The following is an 18,294-nucleotide window of genomic DNA, read 5'->3' on the forward strand; positions in this document are numbered from 1 at the left end:
TTCAATCTGTTCAGACGGTATAGAGTCCTACGTACTCGTCCACCGGCATCGCCTCGAGCTTCGCCTGTTCGGATGAAGCCGCGAGGATCTTCTGCTGGGCCTCAGGCGAGAGTCGGCGCTCGAGGTTTTGCCGGAACTTATCCAGCAGCAGGGGAATGCCGTCGCCGCGCCGCAACCGGTGACCGATAGGGTACTCGACGGCTACTTCGGGCAGAACCGTCCCGTCACTCAACTCAACGGTGAGCGCGTTGGCGATCGAACGCTTCTCGGGGTCGTGGTAGTCGGCGGTGTATTGCGGGTCTTCGACGCAGACGATCCGCGCCCGCACGGCATCGATGCGCGGACCCCAAGTCGTGTCGCGTGCGACGGCGTCTTCGTAGTCCTCGGCGGTGAGGCGTCCGAAGATCAGAGGCACGGCCACCATGTACTGGATGCAGTGGTCGCGGTCGGCGGGGTTATTCAGCGGACCCTGCTTGTCGATGATGCGGATACAGGCCTCGTGCGTGCGGATGGTGACCCGCTTGATGTCGGCTGCGGTCTTGCCCATGGCTGCCAGCTGCGCGTGCAGGGTCATCGCGGCTTCCACGGCAGTCTGCGAGTGGAACTCTGCGGGGAACGAGATCTTGAAGAGCACGTTCTCCATCACGTAGCTGCCGTAGGGCCGCTGAAACTTGAAGGGCTGACCCTTGAAGCTGACGTCGTAGAATCCCCAGGTCTTCGCACTCAGCACGGAGGGATAACCCATCTCTCCGGTCTGCGCGATCAGGGCGAGCCGTACCGCCCGCGAGGTCGCATCACCCGCCGCCCAGCTCTTGCGCGAGCCTGCATTCGGAGCGTGGCGATAGGTGCGCAGCGATTGGCCGTCGACCCAGGCGAGGGAGACGGCATTGAGAATCTGCTCGCGGGGTAGGCCCAGCATCTGCGCGACGACCGCCGTGGAGGCGACCTTTACCAGCACCACGTGATCGAGTCCGACCTTGTTGAAGGAGTTCTCGAGCGCCAGGCAGCCTTGAATCTCGTGGGCCTTGATCATGGCGGTCAGAACGTCGCGCATCGTAAGCCGTTTGTCGTTACGCGAGAGCCAGTCGGCGACCGCGAGGATGCCGCCGAGGTTGTCCGAAGGGTGTCCCCACTCGGCGGCGAGCCACGTGTCGTTGAAGTCGAGCCAGCGAATGATCGTGCCGATGTTGAAGGCCGCTTGTACAGGGTCAAGCTCGTACCCGGTGCCTGGAACGCGTGCACCGTTGTGCATCGTAAGCCCCGGCACCAGCGGGCCAAGCAGCTTGGTGCAGGCAGGGAAGTCGAGCGCTTGCAGGCCGCAGCCGAGCGTGTCGAGCAGGCAGTAGCGGGCGGTCTCGTAGGCGAGCGGACTTTCGATCTTGTAGTTCAGCACGTAGTCGACGATGTCGATGAGGGGCTGGTCGAACTCGGGGCGGACGTTGGAGATATGGCTGGACATAAAAGGTGTTTCTACCTTTGCTTTTCTTTCTGTCATTCCCGCAGGGAATCTGTTTTTTAGGTGCTGGCGGTTTACTCGCGTTCCGCTATCGGCACAAACTTCACATCCTCCGGCCCTGTGTAATTCGCACTCGGCCGAATAATCTTGCCATCCGCGCGCTGCTCCATCACATGGGCCGACCACCCGCTGGTGCGCGCTATGGTGAAGATCGGCGTGAACATCGCCGTCGGTATCCCCATCACGTGATACGCCACCGCGGAGAACCAGTCGAGGTTCGGGAACATCTTCTTCACCTCGAACATCACCGTCTCAAGCCGCTCCGCGATGTCGTACATCGCAAGATCTCCCGCGGTCGCCGAGAGGTCATGCGCGACCTTCTTGATGACCACATTGCGAGGATCGCTGATCGTATAGACCGGATGCCCGAAGCCGATGATGACTTCCTTGTTCGCAACGCGCGCGCGGATATCCCGCTCGGCTTCATCGGGAGAGCTGTAGCGCTGCTGAATCTCCAGAGCAACCTCGTTCGCTCCGCCGTGCTTCGGTCCCTTCAGCGCGCCGATAGCCCCGGCGATGGCCGAGAACAGATCCGAGCCCGTGCCTGCGATCACGCGGGCCGTGAAGGTGGACGCGTTGAACTCGTGCTCCGCGTAGAGAATCAGTGACACGTGCATCGCCTGCACCCACTCCGTGCTGGCCGGCTTGCCGTGCAGCAGATGCAGGAAGTGTCCGCCGATGGAGTCGTCGTCGGTTTCTACCTCAATGCGTTTACCGCTCTTCGCAAAGTGATACCAGTACAGCAACATGGAGCCGAGCGAGGCCATCAGACGATCGGCGATGCGCAGCGCGCTCTCGGGGGTGTGCGGTTGCGGCTCGGGTTCCAGCGTTGCGAGCACGGAGACGCCTACACGCTGCACGTCCATCGGATGTGCGCTCGCAGGAAGCTGCTCCAGAGCAGTCTTCACACCCTGCGGCAACCCACGCATTCCGCGCAGCCGCTGTTTATAGCTTGCGAGCTCTGACGCTGTTGGCAGCTTGCCGTAAAGCAGCAGGTAGGCGATCTCTTCGAACTCGCATTTTGCGGCCAGTTCGAGGATGTCATAGCCGCGATAGTGCAGGTCATTGCCATTGCGGCCCACGGTGCAGAGCGCGGTGTTGCCCGCAGGCACGCCCGAAAGCGCTACGGACTTCTTTGGCTTGAATGCTGGAGCTGGAGTGGTTTCGGTGCTCATGCTTTCTTTTCCTTGCTGAAGAGTTCGTCAAGCTTCTGTTCATACGCGTGATAGCCCAGGAAATCGTAGAGCTCCGCGCGCGTCTGCATGGTGTCGAGCACGTTCTTTTGTGTGCCGTCCTTGCGGATGTGCTGGTACACGTTGAGCGCGGCGGCGTTCATCGCGCGAAAGGCAGAGAGCGGATAGAGCGCGAGAGACACGTCCGCGCTGCGCAGTTCGTCGAGCGTGAACAGAGGTGTAGAGCCAAACTCCGTGATGTTGGCCAGTACCGGAACACGTGTACGCTCCGCAAACGCACGATACTGAACTAGCTCCGTGACCGCTTCGGGGAAGACCATGTCCGCACCCGCTTCGACGCAGGCGGCAGCACGGTCAAGCGCGGCATTCAGGCCTTCACTCGCCAGAGCGTCCGTGCGCGCCATGATGACGAAGCTCGCATCCGTACGGGCATCGACCGCTGCCTTGATGCGATCAACCATCTCTTCGCCTGGGACGATGGCCTTGCCCGGACGGTGTCCGCAGCGCTTGGCCTGCACCTGGTCTTCGATGTGGCAGCCCCCGGCTCCGGCCTTGATCAGTGCATGGATGGAGCGCGCGAGATTGAAGGCTCCGCCGAAGCCTGTATCGATATCGACCAGCAGTGGCAGCGAGCACACATCGGTGATGCGGCGCACATCGGTCAACACGTCGTCGATGGTGGAGATGCCAAGATCGGGCATGCCCAGCGAACCGGCGGCGACGCCTCCGCCGGAGAGATACAGCGCGCGATACCCCACGCGCTCGGCCATGCGTGCGTGGTACGCGTTGATGGTGCCGACGATCTGCAAGGGCCGTTCGGCTGCAACGGCCTCACGTAGCCTGGTGCCTGCGGAAGTGTTTGTATTCGCCATCGAGGAATCGCACTCCATACGAATCTGCAATGCTAGCAGCTTGGGTCAATAGCTTGGGGGCCAAACCGGTCAGGGCTTCGCCGGGCATAGGCAGGCTCGGAACCCTGCCTCGCTATCCTGCGTCATGGAGCAGGCATAAGCGGGCCAGAGGTGATGCAGGGCTGCGGCTTTCAGACTGGCACTAACGCCGGAGCTGGAGAGTCCGACAAAAAAGAAGTTTTGGTAAGCACTGCTATGCGCAGTGCTTCCTTGTTTGTCGGCGAGAAACTCGGAGGTCAGGGTCTCGGCAGACTTCGCTGAGAAGTCCGGCAGTCCGTAGGTCGAAGAGTAACGGTATTCCTCGTTCCAGTTTGTCGCGATGCCGGTCTGATTGTCCGCGGCGTAGACGGCGTAGTCCTTGAGGATGGCCGTGCGCGGCTCTACCTGCGCTACGGTGAAGGCCGGATTGTTGCCATTGACCGGCGAGATCGAGGGAACGAGCTTGGCGGGAATAGCTCCAACGGAGCCCTCCGTGGAGGAGCGCAATAAGCGCATCTCGTCCATGTGGGTGTGCGCGAAGATTGCCAGCTTGACCGTGTCGGGGAATTCCGTGAGGGTCTCGGCAAGCTTTCCGGAGCTGAGGAATGTCTCCGGCTTCTGCCCCGCGCATACGTCGCGGGCCTTCGAGAAGGTAGCGTAGGGATCGATTCCGGGAGGGATATGAGCCATGACCCAGACGTTCTCGTGCGCGGCACGGGCTGCGGCTAGTTGTGTGTGCAGCCACTTGGTCTGGGTGTCCGAAGCTGCCTCATCCGGCTTGTCACCGCAGGTCTCATACTTCTTCGATTCGAAGATATCCTGCAGCACGATCAACCGCGTATGCTGCATCGGTTTCGGTAGCGTAACGCTATAGTCGCCCTCGCTGGAGAACTCGCTCAGCAACTTCTTACCGTTGGCGGGATCGATCACGTCTGTCGCAAAGCTCTGGGCAGTACTCTTCAGGAACGCACTGTCCTGTGTCTCGTGATAGTCGGTGCAACCTGAATCGTTATTGCCGAGCGCGATGTAGACCGGTGTGCCGGGAAAGGCCCAGCGTAGCTCCAGCGCAACGAATGCGACTGTCTTCGTCGTGAACTCGCTGTACTCCTTCTCGCTGATTCCCGGCGCGAGATAGTGCAGTCGGCAATCGAAGCTGTGCGAGATCAGGTCACCGCTCACTGTTACAAACAGCGGTTCGCGTTGGCGTTGATAGGCCTCTTTCAGGCTCGACTGCAGCAGTGTCCACGGTGTGTCGATGCCACGGACTGGGCATGTCTTTTGCAGTGCGGCCTCATCGGCGGCCAGGGTGGGGGAGTCGGGCGCGTTCAACACGCCGGGCCATTCTTTCACCGGGGTCGTGCGCAGCTCCGCGAGCTTGGCGGGATCGTGAAAAGGATCGAAGTGAATATCGCTGAGCATCACGACAGGCAGGGTGGACGGTGTCTTCGTCTGTGCGCTCAGTGAAGCTGTAATGCAGGACAGGGGAAGGAGAGCGATCACTAACCTGAGCGGCCATGCCGCCAGTCTTGTTCGAATCACAACAGTACCTCTTCAAGTCGCGGCTGTTCCGCGCTATCGCGTGCTTGTTTCAAGTTTATCGCTGGTTGTGGTCTGTGCTGTTTTAGATCCGTTCCCGAAATAGCGCAGAGAAGCATTGCCTTTGCTTTTGCCTTTGCTCTTGCCTTTGCTCTTGCTTTTGCTTTTGCTCTTGCTCTTCTGGTTGTCATTCCGCGCTCCGCTCGGAATGACAACCAGAAAAGCAAAGACAACATACGGCATCTCTGCCACCCTGCCGAAACTGCTCTAATAAACCCATGATCCGCATCCCTTTTGACGAACTTCGCAACACCCTCGAGCGTGTCTTGCTGCATCTCGGTCTGGAGCCCGAACGCGCCGCTCTCTCCGCGCGGCTTACCGCTGAGACCGACCGCGATGGTGTGCGAACTCATGGCATCGCACGGCTGCCGCGTTTCGCGGAGATGGTGCGTAACGGCAGCGTCGACCCGCTGGCGCAGCCGGAGTGTATCGCCAGCTTTGGCGCAATGGAACGCTGGACGGGGCATCGAGGGCCGGGAAATCTTGCCGCACACGCAGCCATGGCCCGCGCAATGGAGCTTGCCACGGAGCATGGCCTTGGGGCCGTCGCGCTCGGCGACACAACCCACTGGCAGCGTGGAGGAGCCTTTGGCTGGCAGGCTGCCGAGGCTGGATTGGCGGCGCTCTGCTGGACCAACACGCTGCCGAACCTGCCTCCGTGGGGCGCGACGACGCCCGCACTCGGCAACAATCCCCTGGTGCTGGCGGTTCCTCGTACGCCTGCGGGCACCATCGTGCTCGATATGGCGATGTCGCAGTACTCCTACGGAACGCTGGCTGCGTATCGCGAACGCGGAGCACAACTGCCGTTTGACGGTGGCTTTGACGAACACGGGGTGCTGACACGCGATCCTGCTGCGATCGAGCGCTCGCAGCGGTCCTTGCCGATCGGCCTCTGGAAGGGCTCGGGTCTGTCGTTTGTGCTGGATGTTCTGGCGGCGATGCTGGCGGGCGGCAGGTCGGCCCACCAGATCGACACCGATCCTCTCAAAGAGGTGGGGCAGTCTCAGGTCTTCCTCGCCATTGCGCCACAATCGATGTCTTCGATGGAGGAACTGAACACTATCGCGCAGGGAGCTATCGAGGCTCTGCATGCCGCAACGCCGATTGAGCCGGGTAAGCCTGCGCGATATCCAGGGGAAGGCACGCTGGCTACGAGAGAAGAGAGCCTGCGGCTTGGTGTTGTCGTCGATGAGACGCAGTGGCAACGGGTGCAAGCGTTGGAGACAGTGGCTTAGGGAAGCTCTGCACAGGTCCGACGGGTAAGCTGCCGGACCTGTGCGGCGTTACGCTGGACGGGGCTCCTCAATACGGTCTTGCATAGACGACCCGCGGTCCCGGACGTACCCATCCCCTGCGCCAGGCTCGGTGATACGGATAGATTCCCGGCCCTGGATAAAACGCAGGCGGTGGAGGCACGACAACAACCGGGACTGGCCGGACAAACATTGGCCGGGCTGGCGGTGGGGGAGCAGGCGGCAGCGGTTCCGTAACGGAGGCGGTCATGACCGGCTGTCTCCTGGTATGCCTGATAGAGTGATGCACTCGAACAGGAGCGGGGGTGCATAGTTCCGCCTGATCGGATGGGAGGACAAGGTCGTTGACAACCGTTTTTACTCCGTCAATCGATCCAGCATCAGAGCCCGCAAGCGTGCGCACATCGTTGTTGCTGACGATGCCGCTCAGCGTGGCAACTCTGTTGGCCACGGCAGGATGGATGTTCTGACCCTGCAGCGTGCTTTCCGATGCCAATTTCGCCTGAATGTCGCTGGCGATCTGTTGGTCCGTGCGAGCAGGCGCAGCATGTTGCGTCTGCTTACAGCCGGTGGCAGTCAGCAGGATGCTCGCCAGCATAAGAGTTGTAAGCTTTCCAGATATTTGCATTGAACCTCTCCGTGTTTTCCCGCAGTTCCGGTGAAACCTCCACCATGCCTTCTTTAGTTACGACCCGTATCGATTGCGGAAGTTTCTTTTTGGAGGGCTAAGGAGTGTCATTCAATAGATTTTTTAGGTTTTGCCTTTCTGGTTGGCAAGGGGGTGGTTGAAAGCAAGGCTTGAAAACAATACGGCCCTCTTCGTTGCAATGAAGAGGGCCGTACTTGGTTTTTGAGCTGAGACCTGAACTACATATTCGTATGGCCGGCGCGCATGTCTTCGTTGAAGCTGGGCTTGATGAAGACCAGCGCCTCTTCGAGCTCAGCGCGATACTTGTCTTCCTGGTTGCGCAGAGTGTCGGTCGCCGTGGCCCACTCCCCATCGCCTTCGAGCAGAACCAGGCCTTCCTGCACCAGCAGGGCAGCGGTCTTCTTCAGCTCAGCCGTAGTGGTGTTCAAGTACTGGGCATCGCGCGGATCGGCGATCCACACGGGAGCGCCGCCGCCGAGCACATGGCTCAGCCAGAAGACCTTGGCTGCCAGGTAGTCGTGGCGCTGCTTCTCGTTGGTGTCGTTGAAGATGAAGCGCTGCTGCTTCATCGAGTAGTAGCGCGTGGTCACGGGCACGGGCTGGCGGTTGCCGCTCTTCACGAGCTCCAACTGGCCCTGATCGAGCGTCTTGCGCACGGCGTTGGTGATGAAGCCTTCGGCGAACGGCTGCTCCAGGGCTGCGACGACCTCGGCAAAGGTCTGTGTCAGCGCGGCTGAGACCTTCGCGTGCAGCAGGCTCTCCTTGCCGTCGGCCAGGTGAATCTCACCATGCACGATGTAGGTATCGGCGCCCGAGGTCGATCCGTGGAACGGCCAGGCGAACTTGCGGAAGGTCAGCGGCAGGCCATGCAGCGTCAGGTAGGCATCCGGGTGCGGATTGCGCAGGCGCAGCGCGGCTTCGGCGAAGAAGGTCGCAAGTTCAGCGGCAAACTTCGGATTCGAGGCGTCGAAGGCCTCGCTCAGTTCGACCGTCTGGGTCTTGCTTGGGTCGGAGGCCAGCGCGACGGTGGCGCGCGTAGTGGGGGTGCCGGAGAAGTCCGTGCCTGGCTCGATGGAGGTGAGGGTTAGTCCGGCTGCCTTGGCGGCGGCTTCGAGATGCGCTGCGGGCGCGTTGATTGCGGTGCTCATGGGGTTCCTTCAGGCAGAATGTTTTGCACTTTCTATTCTATCCGTTTGGCCCGAAATTCTCCGCTATCGCAGATACAGCGCATTACTTCTTGAGTTCTTCGTGAAAATGTTCCGTGACATCTTTTCCCGCCAGGAAGGCTTTGTCTATCGCGGCAGAGTCCTTCGCCAAAGCGTCCACCATAAGGAGATGGCCCTGCATGATGCCAAGCCGTTCCAATACAGCGCTTGCTCCTTCCGCGGTGATCTCTTTATCGAAGTCCTCTTTTTGAATGATTCCAAAGAACTGCGCGACGTCTTCCGCAATCTTTTCCTGCGAAGCCTCAAATTGGTTCTGAGCACCATAGATGTTGGAATATTTGTTCGCCTCTTCGTAAGGCATAAACCCTAAAGCGCCAGTAGCCTGGGCTGTCTTCCACGCTGTATCGTCCAAACGCGTGAACGAGAAATTCGCGGTGAGAGACCCCTTCTGTAGGCTCTTGTCGTTAGGGTTTTTACGGAGGCGGGTGAGAAAGTCGATGTCATCTTTGACGAGTGTCTGGTTCTTATCGGTACCCGCCAGTGCATCCGTCATCTGTTTGGAGTTGGATTCGATCTCTCTGTGCAGCGTCTCGCGCGCATCGCGCGCGAGGTTATGCTCATGATGCCGCTCGACGCAGCCTTCAATGCCGACAGCAATCAGCAGGCCGACCGTGATGGTCAGCAGATGGATCAAGAAGTCTCTGAAACCTTCAAGCCGATGATGCGGCGAATGAACATCCAACACATTGCCCCCTCGATAGCGCAGGATCTGCCTGTGAGTTCAGCCGTACAAGGAGCCAGCTATGCTGGGGGCGTTATTCCGCGCCCCAGCGTTTGAATACCAGCGAGCCGTTCGTCCCACCGAAGCCGAAGCTGTTCGACAGTGCATAGTCGATCTTCAGGTCCTGCGGCGTATTGGGTACATAGTTCAGACGGCAGCGTGGGTCGGCCTCATAGAGGTTCATCGTCGGCGGAGCGATGCTGTTCATCATCGCCAGGATCGTGATGCCTGCCTCCAACCCGCCTGCGCCGCCGAGCAGATGCCCGGTCATGGACTTGGTCGAGCTGACCAGCAGCTTGTGGTTCTTGGCGCGATCACCGAAGACGTTCTCGATGGCCTGTGACTCCAGCGCATCGCCGAGGGGTGTCGACGTGGCGTGGGCGTTCACGTAATCAATCTTGTCCGGAGAGATGCCCGCTACCTTGAGGGCAGCAGCCATCGCCCGCCGGCAACCGTCGCCCTCGGGGGCCATGCCGGTCATGTGGAACGCGTCGCCGCTCATGCCGTAGCCGACGATCTCAGCCAGGATGTTCGCGCCGCGTGCCTTGGCGAATTCAAGTTCTTCGAGGATAAGAATGCCTGCGCCTTCGCCTACGACAAAACCATCGCGGTCTTTGTCGAAGGGACGGCAGGCGTGCGTCGGGTCGTCGTTACGGGTGGAAAGGGCCTTCATTGCGGCAAAGCCCCCAACGCTGAGGGGAGTGATAGCAGCCTCAGCGCCGCCCGCGATCATTGCATCCGCATCACCGCGCTGGATGGTGCGGAACGCATCGCCGATAGAGTGGGCCGAGCTCGTGCAAGCCGTCGCCGTGGCCTCGTTCGGCCCTTTGGCGCCGTACTTGATCGAAACATGACCGGCGGCGAGGTTGATGATCGAGGCAGGGATGAAGAACGGCGAGATCTTGCGAGGCCCGCCGTTCATCAACGCCGTATGCTCGCGCTCGATGACATCGAATCCACCGATGCCCGAGCCGATATGGACGCCGATGTTATCGGCATTCTCAGGTGTAATCTTCAGGCCCGAGTGCTCCATGGCCTCCTGCGCCGCCGCCATCGCGAAGTGGATAAAGCGACCCATCTTGCGGGCCTCTTTCTTCTCGACGAAGACATGCGGATCGAAGTCCTTCACCTCTGCAGCAAAACGGACGGAATGGCCTTCGAGATCGTAAGCCTTGATCTCGGCCATACCGCTCTTGCCTGCGAGCAGACCTTCCCAAACTTGCTGGGCGGTGTTGCCGACCCCGCAAACGAGGCCCATGCCCGTGACGACTACCCGACGATACTCCTGCATTCGTTACTTGCCCTTCTGGTTCTTCTCGATGTAATCGACGGCATCCTTGACGGTCTTGATCTTCTCCGCGTCTTCATCGGGGATCTGGATGTCGAAGGCCTCTTCGAACTGCATGACGAGCTCAACGACATCGAGCGAGTCTGCGCCGAGATCTTCCTGGAAGCTCGCGCCGGGGGTAACCTCGGCCTCATCCACCTGAAGCTGCTCGACAATAATCTGCTTTACCTTCTCGTCTACTGCTGCCATCGTTCGATCTCCTGTGTGTGTTGCGTAATAAGCTTGTGGGAAACGCAGACCCTTGGGCCGGGCATCCGTACGACATGCCCCAGTGTGAAAGCATACCCACGCGGTCTTGCGGTGTAAAGACGATGCTGGATGCAAGGATATCCGACATTCGTTAAATGTTAGGTTAAGGGTACAGGTTTACGCGCTGCGGAAAAAGTTCAGTTTGTTTGTAGACAGCGTTATCCCTGTTCCGATACAACATCTTTTCTGGCAGTAGTTGAGCTCTATTCCTGTCTAAACCGCCTGTCAAACCACGTTCCGTCGCTAGAATAAGGCGACAAACGCTGTATCTGATTCGAAGGGTTCCCGTTGAGTACCAAAGTCTGTTCGTATTGTAAAAGTACGTCGATGCGCCGGATTAATCGCAATGGATTCATTCAGCGCGTATTTTTGCCCTGGTTTGGCTTCTATCCGTGGGAGTGCGTGATGTGCCGGCGCCGGATGTTCTTCCAGGACGCGGGCCACAGACCCTCCGAACGCGGCTCGTTGTCATAAGCGGCCGAACCGTCCCCTATTCCTCCTCGTTGGTGGTCAGCATCGGCAGTACGTTTTCGATGCTGAGAACCTTGGCGTCGCCGGGGTCCACCTCACCCACATCGCGTAGTGTGCGGTTAATGGCGCGGGTACGCACGCCGACGGCCTGAATCGTCTTCTGGACCTTGCTTACCTGGTCGTCCATCTTCGCCATCAACTCCTCAAATTTGCCGAACTCATTCTGGGTTTTGGCCAGAATCTTCCATACCTCATCGCCCTTTTTCTGCAGGTTGAGCATCTTGAAGCCAAGCTGGAAGCTGGTCAGCAGGGCATAGAGGTTCGCCGGTCCGGCGACCATCACACGGCAGTTCTGGTGCAGGTCGGCCTGCAGCCCGTCGCGGCGCAGCACCTCGGCGTAGAGGCCTTCGGTCGGCAGGAACATGATCGCGTAGGGAGTCGTCACCGGCTCGTTGATGTACTTCGAGCAGATGCGTTTGCCTTCCACCCGAATCGCCGCGTCGAAGGCCTTGCGCGCGGTTTCCACCTCGGCGGAAGCTCCCGACTCGTAGGCCGATTCCAGCCGCTCCCAGTCCTCGCGCGGGAACTTGGCATCAATGGGCAGCAGCACCTCGCCCGAGGTCCCGGGGAAGCGTACGGCGAACTCCACAACCTCCTGGGTGCCCGGCCGCACATTCGCGTTTTCGACGTACTGCCCCGGAGCGAGCACCTGGTCGAGCAGCTTGCCAAGCTGGACCTCGGCAAAGCCGCCGCGCGACTTTACGTTGGAGAAGATACGGTTGAGGTCGTTGACGCCGGTCGTCAGGGTGTTCATCTCGCCCAGTCCCGCATGGACCTTCGTAAGCTGGTCGGTTACCGCTCCGAAGCTCTCGGTGAGTCGCGAATGCAGGGTCTTCTGCAGCTTTTCGTCGACCGTGGCGCGCATCTCCTCAAGCTTCGCGACATTGCTCTGGTTGAGCTTGTTCAACTGCTCTTCGACGATGCCACGCAGCTTCTCCTGGTTGGAGGTCTGCGCCGTGCCGAGCTCCGTCAGTCGGGTGTGCAGGGCTTCGCGGCTTTCGCTGTGATGCCGTGTCGTGTCCGAGGTAAAGTTGGTGAGCCGTTCGCCCAGTGTCTTCAACTGGCCGTCGACAGCTGTTCGCAAACGCTCGGCAGCAGCGGTGTTGTCGGAGCGAAAACCTTCCAGCCCTACCCGCTGGGTCTCGCCGAGGGTGCTGATGCTGGCAAGCACCTCGCCGCGCAGCGCCGCATTGGCTGCTCCGGAGGCTTCGCGGGTGCGTGTGGCCTCGCTGGCAGCGTCGCTGCGCATCTGGGCCAGCTCGGCCCGCAGATGCTGCTCCTGGGTCTCCGCACGCGTATCCAGCCGCGCAAGCTTGGCGGGAAGATCGGCGGCCAGAAGCTGCGCCAGGCGCGGATCGGCAGCTTCCGCAGGACCGAGAGGCTTGCGCAGCAGCAGGACCACGAGCGCCAGAAGGGTGAGGATTTGGATAGCAAGGAGGGCAATGATCATTTCGATTTTCCTTCGCTTGGAGAATAGCAACTGCCGGGCTCTGAACAAAGGGTACAGAGCGGTTTTTTCTTTGAGACGGTGGTATTCTGCGGGTGCGATCCTTGCAGGGAGGACTCATGACGCCAAAGACGGAGACGCTCACGGTAAACCTTCCCGTAGAACTTGTTGCTCAGGTGCGTGGCGCCGTCGAGCATGGCGAATACCGCTCGGACAATGAGGCCATCTCGGACGCGCTGCTCGATTGGAGTGCGAGACGTGGTTCAGAGGCTGAGGATACAGGGCGATTGAGACAGGCCTGGCGAGAGGCGACAGAAGTGGACGCCCCGTATGTGCCGATGGAGGAAGTCTTTGGCCGCTTAAAGGCAAGGTATAAGGCGATGATCGTCCCCGCAGCGGAAAAATAGCAATGCATGTTGAGCTGTCGCGCTTTATTGAAAGAGATCTTCAAGAAATTGGCGACCACATTGCCAAGCATAATCCCACGCGAGCCTTGAGCTTTGTGGAAGAGATCGAGGAGAAGATCCAAAGCATCGGGGACAATCCACTGATTTATCGGCTTCGTCCGGAAATTGGGCCAGAGGCACGCGTGGCTGTTCATGGCCGTTATCTCATTCTCTTTCGCCTCATGGACAACTACATATTCGTCGAACGGGTTGTCAACGGTGCCCGCGATCTTTCCAGAATTCGTTGACGTCTCAGTCTGGGCATTGGCGCAACTCACATTGAAGTGATTGAATGATTCCAGAGCACACTTTGCTCGCAAAGGGTCTGCACGTGCGTCCTACAGCTATGTCTCGACTTCTCTCTGCCGCTCTTTTCCTCTCCCTGACCGGTGTCGCTCCTTTCGCGCTTACGGCGCAGACCTCCGTTCCGCCCAACCAGGTTTCGAACTTCAAGGACACCTCGATGCTCAAGCCGCCTCCGGGCGTGCCCGTAGCCATCATCGAGTGGGAAGACCTGGAGTGCCCCGCCTGCGCACATGCGTTTCCTATCGTGCATGAAGCCCTGAATCACTACAAGATTCCCCTGATTCGTCACGATTTCCAGATTCCCGGCCACATCTGGAGCCACGAGGCTTCGCTCTACGCGCGCTACATTCAGGACAAGATCTCGCCTGATCTTGCCACCGAGTATCGCCGCGAAGTCTTTGCCTCGCAGTACCAGATCGCGAGCAAGGACGACCTGCACAACTTCACGCAAAAGTTCATGACCACGCACGGCAAGCAGATGCCATTTGTCGTCGATCCGACCGGTGAGTTCGAGAAAGAGGTTCGTGCGGACTCGGCTCTTGGCGAAAAGCTGGGCCTCAACGAGACCCCGACCATCATCGTCGTGACGCAGAAGCACTGGATTCAGGTGAAAGACGTCATGCAGCTCTACACGGCGATCGATCAGGCTCAGGCAGCAACCGCTGGATCTGCTGCCCCCGCTGCGCACAAGAAGTAGTTTCAAACCAGCGAAGACTCGAAACCCCATCCTGCGACGGTTCACCGTCGCAGGATGGGGTTTCATTCGTTGTATTGTCTTGAGGCCGGTTATTGAATCTGTACGAGATCGCTTTCGCCGTGACCTGCTCCGCCGGGTGTGATGGTCGTGTGCTGCGGCGCGCGCCAGTGGTCGATGTAGCTCACCTGGTGCACGCAGGAGATCGTGCAGTTCGGCGCGCAGGATTTCTCTGTAAGGAACTCACGCTTCACAATCTCGGTGGTGTACTCGGCGACTGGAATGCCGGGATAGCCGCGCTGCTGAGAGCAGTAGGAGACGATCCCCTGCTCGTCGACATAGAGATAGCGAGAACCCGCGCGGCAGCGCCAGTCGTTCGGCAGACCGTTAGCGATGGCTTCCTGAAAGTGGTTGAAGCGGGAGTAGCTGCGGCGGGTGAGGCGGCGAACTTCGTCCCACACGCCACGCTCGCGCTCGCCGAGCGGCTTCAACTGGCCGGAGCCGTCGTGGATGATGCCGATGGTCGAGCTGAAGCCCAGCGCCAGCGCGCGCTTGCTGATGGTCAGCGCGTCCTCGGGGTTGGAGATGCCTCCGCCGACGACCGAGTTGATGTTCACGTGGAAGTCGGCATGCTCGGCCAGCATGCGCAGCTTGGCGTCCAGCACCTTCAGCGACTTCTTGGAAACATCGTCGGGCATGACGTTGTCGATGGAGATCTGCATGTGATCGAGCCCGGCTTTATTCAGACGCTCGATGCGATCCGGCATCAGCAGGTAGCCGTTGGTGATCATGCCGGCGATGGCGCCGGTCTTGCGAATCTGGCGGATGACGTCGTCAAGCTCGGGGTGCAGCAGCGGCTCGCCGCCGGAGATGGTGATGACCGAGGTGCCGAGGCGTCCGAGATGATCGACGCGGCGCTTCATCTCCTCGATATCGACCGGCTTGGAGACGTCGTCGAACTCGTTGCAATAGGTGCAGGCCAGGTTGCAGCGGCGCATGGGCACAATGTGCGCCATGTAGGGGTGGCTCGTAGAGGCTACGGCGGACGCGATCGAGCCGAGCTCGCGCATCTTGCGCGCGGCGGCGATCAGGCGGCGTCGCGCAGGCATGCGGCGCGCCACGGGAGTGGGGCTGGGGGTTACCTTCGTTGCTGCTGTTTCCGTGGGCATGTGCAGTCTTTATTCTATCGCGGCGGGGGTGAACCCGACTGAATGTGCGAGTTTCGATACCTGGCTATGTTTTGTGGTGCACAATTCTTCGTGTAGATACAGCGCGAAGCGCGTTTTGTTCGCCTCTCCACAGAATCGTCATCCTGAGCGAAGCGTCCCGGTCCTTGGGGACGCGGAGTCGAAGGACCCCGAGGGTTGCAGCCTCGCCTACGCTTTCGTACCTTTTCTACCTCAAGCTCCCGAGCCTGGATCTTTGTGCTGGAAACGGTCCCGATATCATGGGCAAGATCAAGTCCCTCGGGGTCCTTCGGTCCTGAGCGTAGTCGAACGGACGCACCTCGCAAAAGCGCGAGGCGCTTCGCTCAAGATGACAATTCTGGGAAGACGCGAACATTCACAAACCGCTCATGCTGTCGCTGATATTTTGATTGCCGTTACACTGACTCTGGAGACGACAACATGCCGCGCGAAATCAACTGGACAGACACACTCGAGATCGGGATTCAACTACAGGAGATGTTTCCGGACACAGACCCCTACTCGGTGCGCTTCACCGACCTGCACAAATGGGTGACCCAGCTGCCGGGATTTGTAGGGGACCCGACGAAGTCGACGGAAGGCATCCTCGAAGCCATCCAGACCGCATGGCATGAGGAGTACGTGGACGCGAAAGATGCCTAACTCTTTCGGCGGCGAAGAATCTGGGCAGGCAGCGCCGATCCTGTGAGGTGCAATGCGACGAATCCAAGAGCAGCCCATGCACAGCAGCCAGCGGTGAGCAGCGCGATGTCCCAGATATATCCGCTGCGTGCGGGTGCTATTTGCAGCAAAACAAAAACGCCCGCTCCCGAGATGCTGGCAGCTCCAAGTGAGCGGAGGATCTCCTTATAGTCAAGTCCGTCGAGAGACACTAAGTAACGCTTGTGCAGCAGCACGGCGAGCGTTACCGTGTGCGCAAGAATGGCGAGGTTGGATGCCCATGCTAATCCAATGACCCCGAAGTGCGCGTACAAACTCCAGTACATGGGTAGGGAGACAAGTGTAATGATTGTTCCCGCGACCATCGGGGGCAGCGTTTGCTCCGCAGCATAGAACGCGCGAATATAGATGGCCTGCGAACTCCACAGTGCGAGAGAAAGCGAGAAGACAGCCAGGAACATAGCTGTTTGCAAGCTATCGGCGTGGGTGTAGTGACCGCCGCGCAATACCAGATCGCACAGTGGGCGTGCCATTGCAAACATGGCCGAGGTCAGTAGCAACGCAATAGAAATAATGCGTGTTACGGAACGGTTGACCGCGTTACGGAAGTCCTCATACATGCCGCGGGAATAGAGAGATGCAAAGAAGGGCAGCGATGCTGCACCGGCAGCCTGCCCAATGATGGCCATGGGGGCCGTGAAGAGCTTTTTGGCGTTCATCATCCGCGAGATGTCGCCCGTCGCATGTTTGGCGAAGTATTGCAGAATTTGTGAATCCATGAAGACAACTGTGACGCCCAGCATCATGGGCAGCGACATCTTTACCCAGTCGCGGAGACCTTCGTTGTGGAAGTCGAGGACGGGCCGCCACCGGCCACCGGAGCGCCGTACTGCATAGGCATTGACTAAGAATGGTCCTGCTACAGAGCCGGCGAGCGCTCCCCAGGCTAGCGAGGGAATCCCAAGCCAGTGTGCTCCCAGCAGGCCCCCAAGGATGATGCCCATCGTGTAGACCAGTGGTGAGATGGCTTGATAGCTGAACTGTTTTCTCACCAGAGCCACGGACGCCAGCACGCCACCAGCGAAGAAGAACAGTTGTCCGGGAAGGAGGATGCGCGTCATGTAGAGCGCGAGTGCATCCTGTGCGGGGTCGCCGCTGGAATAGAGCCGGATGTACCACGGAGCAATGAAGAATTCAGCCAGCAGCAACGCGGACCCAAGCACAAGAGCCATTGTGTTCAGGATGACCGAGAGTGCAACTTCACCGTCCTCGTCTCGACCTTGTTCGCGATAGCGGCTGAGGATCGTTACGAAACTGATGGAGGCCGCGCCTCCGACGAGCAGATAGTTCACCCAATCGGGAAGATTGAAGGCGATATTGTAGGCGTCGGTCTGGTGGCCAGCACCAAACGTATAGGCGATATATTTATCGCGCACCAATCCGATAGCTCGCGATACCAGAGCGAAGAAACCGAGCAGCATTGCTGCGGAAGTGGTTGTATGTTTATGAGAAAAACGCAGAAAGTCGAATCGGCCATTCTTTGGCCGCTTCGCATTTGTGTTTGTAATCGCTTGGCTTGTGCTTGATGGGGGGGCAGACATCTTCATTCGGAGAGATCGGTGGGCTCAGGAGATTCCTCGCCGAATAATCCACGTTGTTCGAGCCGCAACTTCGGGCGTTCGGAGATGACATGCAGCGGCCTCGGCTCAGGCTTCGGCTCCAATACCAGGCGCGGACGCATCGCCTGTACCTTGCTCTCCTCGCGTTTTTCCGTGGGGGAAGAGGCAGGATCGGACACGGCCACAGGCGCACTCAGGATATCGAGCAGGGAGTGCATCTCGTCCCGCAGGGAGACAAGCTGTGCCAGTGAGGGCATGGAGAGAGACGCGGACGCGGCGGCTTCCGCTACCGGTGGCTGAGGAACAGCTTGCAGCATTGCAGCTTCGGCGGCCATGGCGGGAGTCTCTTTGGGTTTCGTCTCTGTTTTGAAGACCTGCCGGGCACCCGGAATCGTGTAGCCCTGGTCGTAGAGCAGGCTCTTGATACGCAGCGCCATCTCGACGTCGCGCTTGCGATAGAGCCGCTGTCCTGTACCGCCCTTATTGGGTTTCAGCTGGGGAAACTCGGTCTCCCAGAAGCGCAGAACGTACGCTGGGACCTCGCACAACCTCGCAACATCGCCGATGCGAAAGTAAAGCTTGTCCGGAATCTCCGGAGCAACGATCTTGCGGATTGGCTGGTGTGAACCCATGCTGTCAACATCCGCAGAGTCGATGCGCCCGTGCGGCAGCGCAACAAGGAGCGGAGTCTGAAGTATAGGATGCAAATTCCCGTAAAACCAGTCTTTTCTGTGGTACT

19 protein-coding genes are annotated in these 18,294 nt (G+C 59.4%); 5 read left to right on the forward strand and 14 right to left on the reverse strand.

Annotation, left to right across the window (positions count from 1 at the left end):
* Positions 1–10 precede the first annotated feature (10 nt).
* The 5 genes from ACIX8_RS01660 to ACIX8_RS01680 form a co-directional block, all read right to left on the reverse strand.
* Entirely contained in the window at positions 11–1,459 is a 1,449-nt protein-coding gene (locus ACIX8_RS01660) for a bifunctional 2-methylcitrate dehydratase/aconitate hydratase (protein WP_044175992.1), read from the reverse strand.
* 71 nt (positions 1,460–1,530) lie between these two features.
* A complete protein-coding gene (gene prpC / locus ACIX8_RS01665) occupies positions 1,531–2,691 on the reverse strand; it encodes a bifunctional 2-methylcitrate synthase/citrate synthase (RefSeq protein ID WP_014263577.1) in 1,161 nt (386 codons plus the stop codon).
* Positions 2,688–3,581, reverse strand: a complete 894-nt coding sequence (gene prpB, locus ACIX8_RS01670; protein ID WP_014263578.1) for a methylisocitrate lyase — start codon at positions 3,579–3,581, stop codon at positions 2,688–2,690. Before prpB ends, prpC begins: the two co-directional genes overlap by 4 nt.
* Before the next feature lie 69 nt (positions 3,582–3,650).
* Positions 3,651–5,138, reverse strand: coding sequence for a metallophosphoesterase (locus ACIX8_RS01675; RefSeq protein WP_014263579.1), 1,488 nt, complete (start codon positions 5,136–5,138; stop codon positions 3,651–3,653).
* 33 nt (positions 5,139–5,171) lie between these two features.
* A complete protein-coding gene (locus ACIX8_RS01680) occupies positions 5,172–5,387 on the reverse strand; it encodes a hypothetical protein (protein WP_044175996.1) in 216 nt (71 codons plus the stop codon).
* 26 nt (positions 5,388–5,413) lie between these two features.
* Between ACIX8_RS01680 and yiaK the strand changes: the two genes are divergently transcribed.
* Complete coding sequence (yiaK, locus tag ACIX8_RS01685; protein WP_014263581.1) at positions 5,414–6,433, forward strand: 3-dehydro-L-gulonate 2-dehydrogenase; 1,020 nt, start codon at positions 5,414–5,416, stop codon at positions 6,431–6,433.
* A gap of 67 nt (positions 6,434–6,500) precedes the next feature.
* On the opposite strand, the gene ACIX8_RS01690 is transcribed toward yiaK, so the two are convergent.
* The 6 genes from ACIX8_RS01690 to ACIX8_RS01715 form a co-directional block, all read right to left on the reverse strand.
* Positions 6,501–7,079 (reverse strand): BON domain-containing protein, encoded by a 579-nt coding sequence (locus tag ACIX8_RS01690; RefSeq protein WP_014263582.1) that lies wholly within the window; start codon positions 7,077–7,079, stop codon positions 6,501–6,503.
* A 239-nt stretch (positions 7,080–7,318) separates the two neighbouring features.
* A complete protein-coding gene (locus ACIX8_RS01695) occupies positions 7,319–8,248 on the reverse strand; it encodes a hypothetical protein (RefSeq protein ID WP_014263583.1) in 930 nt (309 codons plus the stop codon).
* Positions 8,249–8,330: 82 nt separating this feature from the next.
* Positions 8,331–8,960: a hypothetical protein gene (locus tag ACIX8_RS01700; protein ID WP_150110453.1), complete on the reverse strand. Its 630-nt coding sequence runs from the start codon at positions 8,958–8,960 to the stop codon at positions 8,331–8,333.
* 121 nt (positions 8,961–9,081) lie between these two features.
* Positions 9,082–10,338 carry a beta-ketoacyl-ACP synthase II gene (gene fabF, locus ACIX8_RS01705; RefSeq protein ID WP_014263585.1) on the reverse strand — a complete coding sequence of 419 codons (1,257 nt, stop codon included), beginning with the start codon at positions 10,336–10,338 and terminating at the stop codon, positions 9,082–9,084.
* Positions 10,339–10,341: 3 nt separating this feature from the next.
* Positions 10,342–10,584 carry an acyl carrier protein gene (locus tag ACIX8_RS01710; protein WP_014263586.1) on the reverse strand — a complete coding sequence of 81 codons (243 nt, stop codon included), beginning with the start codon at positions 10,582–10,584 and terminating at the stop codon, positions 10,342–10,344.
* 550 nt (positions 10,585–11,134) lie between these two features.
* Positions 11,135–12,625 (reverse strand): DNA recombination protein RmuC, encoded by a 1,491-nt coding sequence (locus tag ACIX8_RS01715; RefSeq protein WP_014263587.1) that lies wholly within the window; start codon positions 12,623–12,625, stop codon positions 11,135–11,137.
* Positions 12,626–12,741: 116 nt separating this feature from the next.
* Here ACIX8_RS01715 and ACIX8_RS01720 point away from each other — a divergent pair, with 116 nt between their 5' ends.
* The 3 genes from ACIX8_RS01720 (at position 12,742) to ACIX8_RS01730 (ending at position 14,071) form a co-directional block, all read left to right on the forward strand.
* On the forward strand, positions 12,742–13,029 hold the full coding sequence (locus tag ACIX8_RS01720; protein ID WP_014263588.1) for a ribbon-helix-helix domain-containing protein: 288 nt from the start codon (positions 12,742–12,744) through the stop codon (positions 13,027–13,029).
* 2 nt (positions 13,030–13,031) lie between these two features.
* Positions 13,032–13,316: a type II toxin-antitoxin system RelE/ParE family toxin gene (locus tag ACIX8_RS01725; RefSeq protein WP_014263589.1), complete on the forward strand. Its 285-nt coding sequence runs from the start codon at positions 13,032–13,034 to the stop codon at positions 13,314–13,316.
* Between the two features lie 98 nt (positions 13,317–13,414).
* Positions 13,415–14,071, forward strand: coding sequence for a DsbA family protein (locus tag ACIX8_RS01730; RefSeq protein WP_044177599.1), 657 nt, complete (start codon positions 13,415–13,417; stop codon positions 14,069–14,071).
* 89 nt (positions 14,072–14,160) lie between these two features.
* Here ACIX8_RS01730 and ACIX8_RS01735 read toward each other — a convergent pair whose 3' ends face one another.
* Positions 14,161–15,237 (reverse strand): radical SAM protein, encoded by a 1,077-nt coding sequence (locus tag ACIX8_RS01735; RefSeq protein WP_014263591.1) that lies wholly within the window; start codon positions 15,235–15,237, stop codon positions 14,161–14,163.
* A gap of 459 nt (positions 15,238–15,696) precedes the next feature.
* Here ACIX8_RS01735 and iscX point away from each other — a divergent pair, with 459 nt between their 5' ends.
* Positions 15,697–15,918: a Fe-S cluster assembly protein IscX gene (iscX, locus tag ACIX8_RS01740; protein ID WP_014263592.1), complete on the forward strand. Its 222-nt coding sequence runs from the start codon at positions 15,697–15,699 to the stop codon at positions 15,916–15,918.
* Here the strand turns inward: iscX and murJ are convergent.
* A complete protein-coding gene (gene murJ / locus ACIX8_RS01745; protein ID WP_223295445.1) occupies positions 15,915–17,417 on the reverse strand; it encodes a murein biosynthesis integral membrane protein MurJ in 1,503 nt (500 codons plus the stop codon). The genes iscX and murJ overlap by 4 nt on opposite strands.
* Positions 17,418–17,539: 122 nt before the next feature.
* Positions 17,540–18,187 carry a MerR family transcriptional regulator gene (locus ACIX8_RS25010; protein ID WP_083836761.1) on the reverse strand — a complete coding sequence of 216 codons (648 nt, stop codon included), beginning with the start codon at positions 18,185–18,187 and terminating at the stop codon, positions 17,540–17,542.
* Between the last annotated feature and the right edge of the window lie 107 nt (positions 18,188–18,294).

The sequence above is a fragment of the Granulicella mallensis MP5ACTX8 genome (assembly GCF_000178955.2).
GTDB classification, from domain to species: Bacteria; Acidobacteriota; Terriglobia; order Terriglobales; family Acidobacteriaceae; genus Granulicella; species Granulicella mallensis.

Bases quoted from the DNA above. Each gene is read 5' to 3' on its own strand.
- ACIX8_RS01660 (WP_044175992.1), bottom strand. From the start codon at position 1,459: ATGTCCAGCCATATCTCCAACGTCCGCCCCGAGTTCGACCAGCCCCTC.
- prpC (WP_014263577.1), bottom strand. From the start codon at position 2,691: ATGAGCACCGAAACCACTCCAGCTCCAGCATTCAAGCCAAAGAAGTCC.
- prpB (WP_014263578.1), bottom strand. From the start codon at position 3,581: ATGGCGAATACAAACACTTCCGCAGGCACCAGGCTACGTGAGGCCGTT.
- yiaK (WP_014263581.1), top strand. From the start codon at position 5,414: ATGATCCGCATCCCTTTTGACGAACTTCGCAACACCCTCGAGCGTGTC.
- ACIX8_RS01690 (WP_014263582.1), bottom strand. From the start codon at position 7,079: ATGCAAATATCTGGAAAGCTTACAACTCTTATGCTGGCGAGCATCCTG.
- ACIX8_RS01695 (WP_014263583.1), bottom strand. From the start codon at position 8,248: ATGAGCACCGCAATCAACGCGCCCGCAGCGCATCTCGAAGCCGCCGCC.
- fabF (WP_014263585.1), bottom strand. From the start codon at position 10,338: ATGCAGGAGTATCGTCGGGTAGTCGTCACGGGCATGGGCCTCGTTTGC.
- ACIX8_RS01710 (WP_014263586.1), bottom strand. From the start codon at position 10,584: ATGGCAGCAGTAGACGAGAAGGTAAAGCAGATTATTGTCGAGCAGCTT.
- ACIX8_RS01715 (WP_014263587.1), bottom strand. From the start codon at position 12,625: ATGATCATTGCCCTCCTTGCTATCCAAATCCTCACCCTTCTGGCGCTC.
- ACIX8_RS01720 (WP_014263588.1), top strand. From the start codon at position 12,742: ATGACGCCAAAGACGGAGACGCTCACGGTAAACCTTCCCGTAGAACTT.
- ACIX8_RS01725 (WP_014263589.1), top strand. From the start codon at position 13,032: ATGCATGTTGAGCTGTCGCGCTTTATTGAAAGAGATCTTCAAGAAATT.
- ACIX8_RS01730 (WP_044177599.1), top strand. From the start codon at position 13,415: ATGTCTCGACTTCTCTCTGCCGCTCTTTTCCTCTCCCTGACCGGTGTC.
- ACIX8_RS01735 (WP_014263591.1), bottom strand. From the start codon at position 15,237: ATGCCCACGGAAACAGCAGCAACGAAGGTAACCCCCAGCCCCACTCCC.
- iscX (WP_014263592.1), top strand. From the start codon at position 15,697: ATGCCGCGCGAAATCAACTGGACAGACACACTCGAGATCGGGATTCAA.
- murJ (WP_223295445.1), bottom strand. From the start codon at position 17,417: ATGCTGCTCGGTTTCTTCGCTCTGGTATCGCGAGCTATCGGATTGGTG.
- ACIX8_RS25010 (WP_083836761.1), bottom strand. From the start codon at position 18,187: ATGGGTTCACACCAGCCAATCCGCAAGATCGTTGCTCCGGAGATTCCG.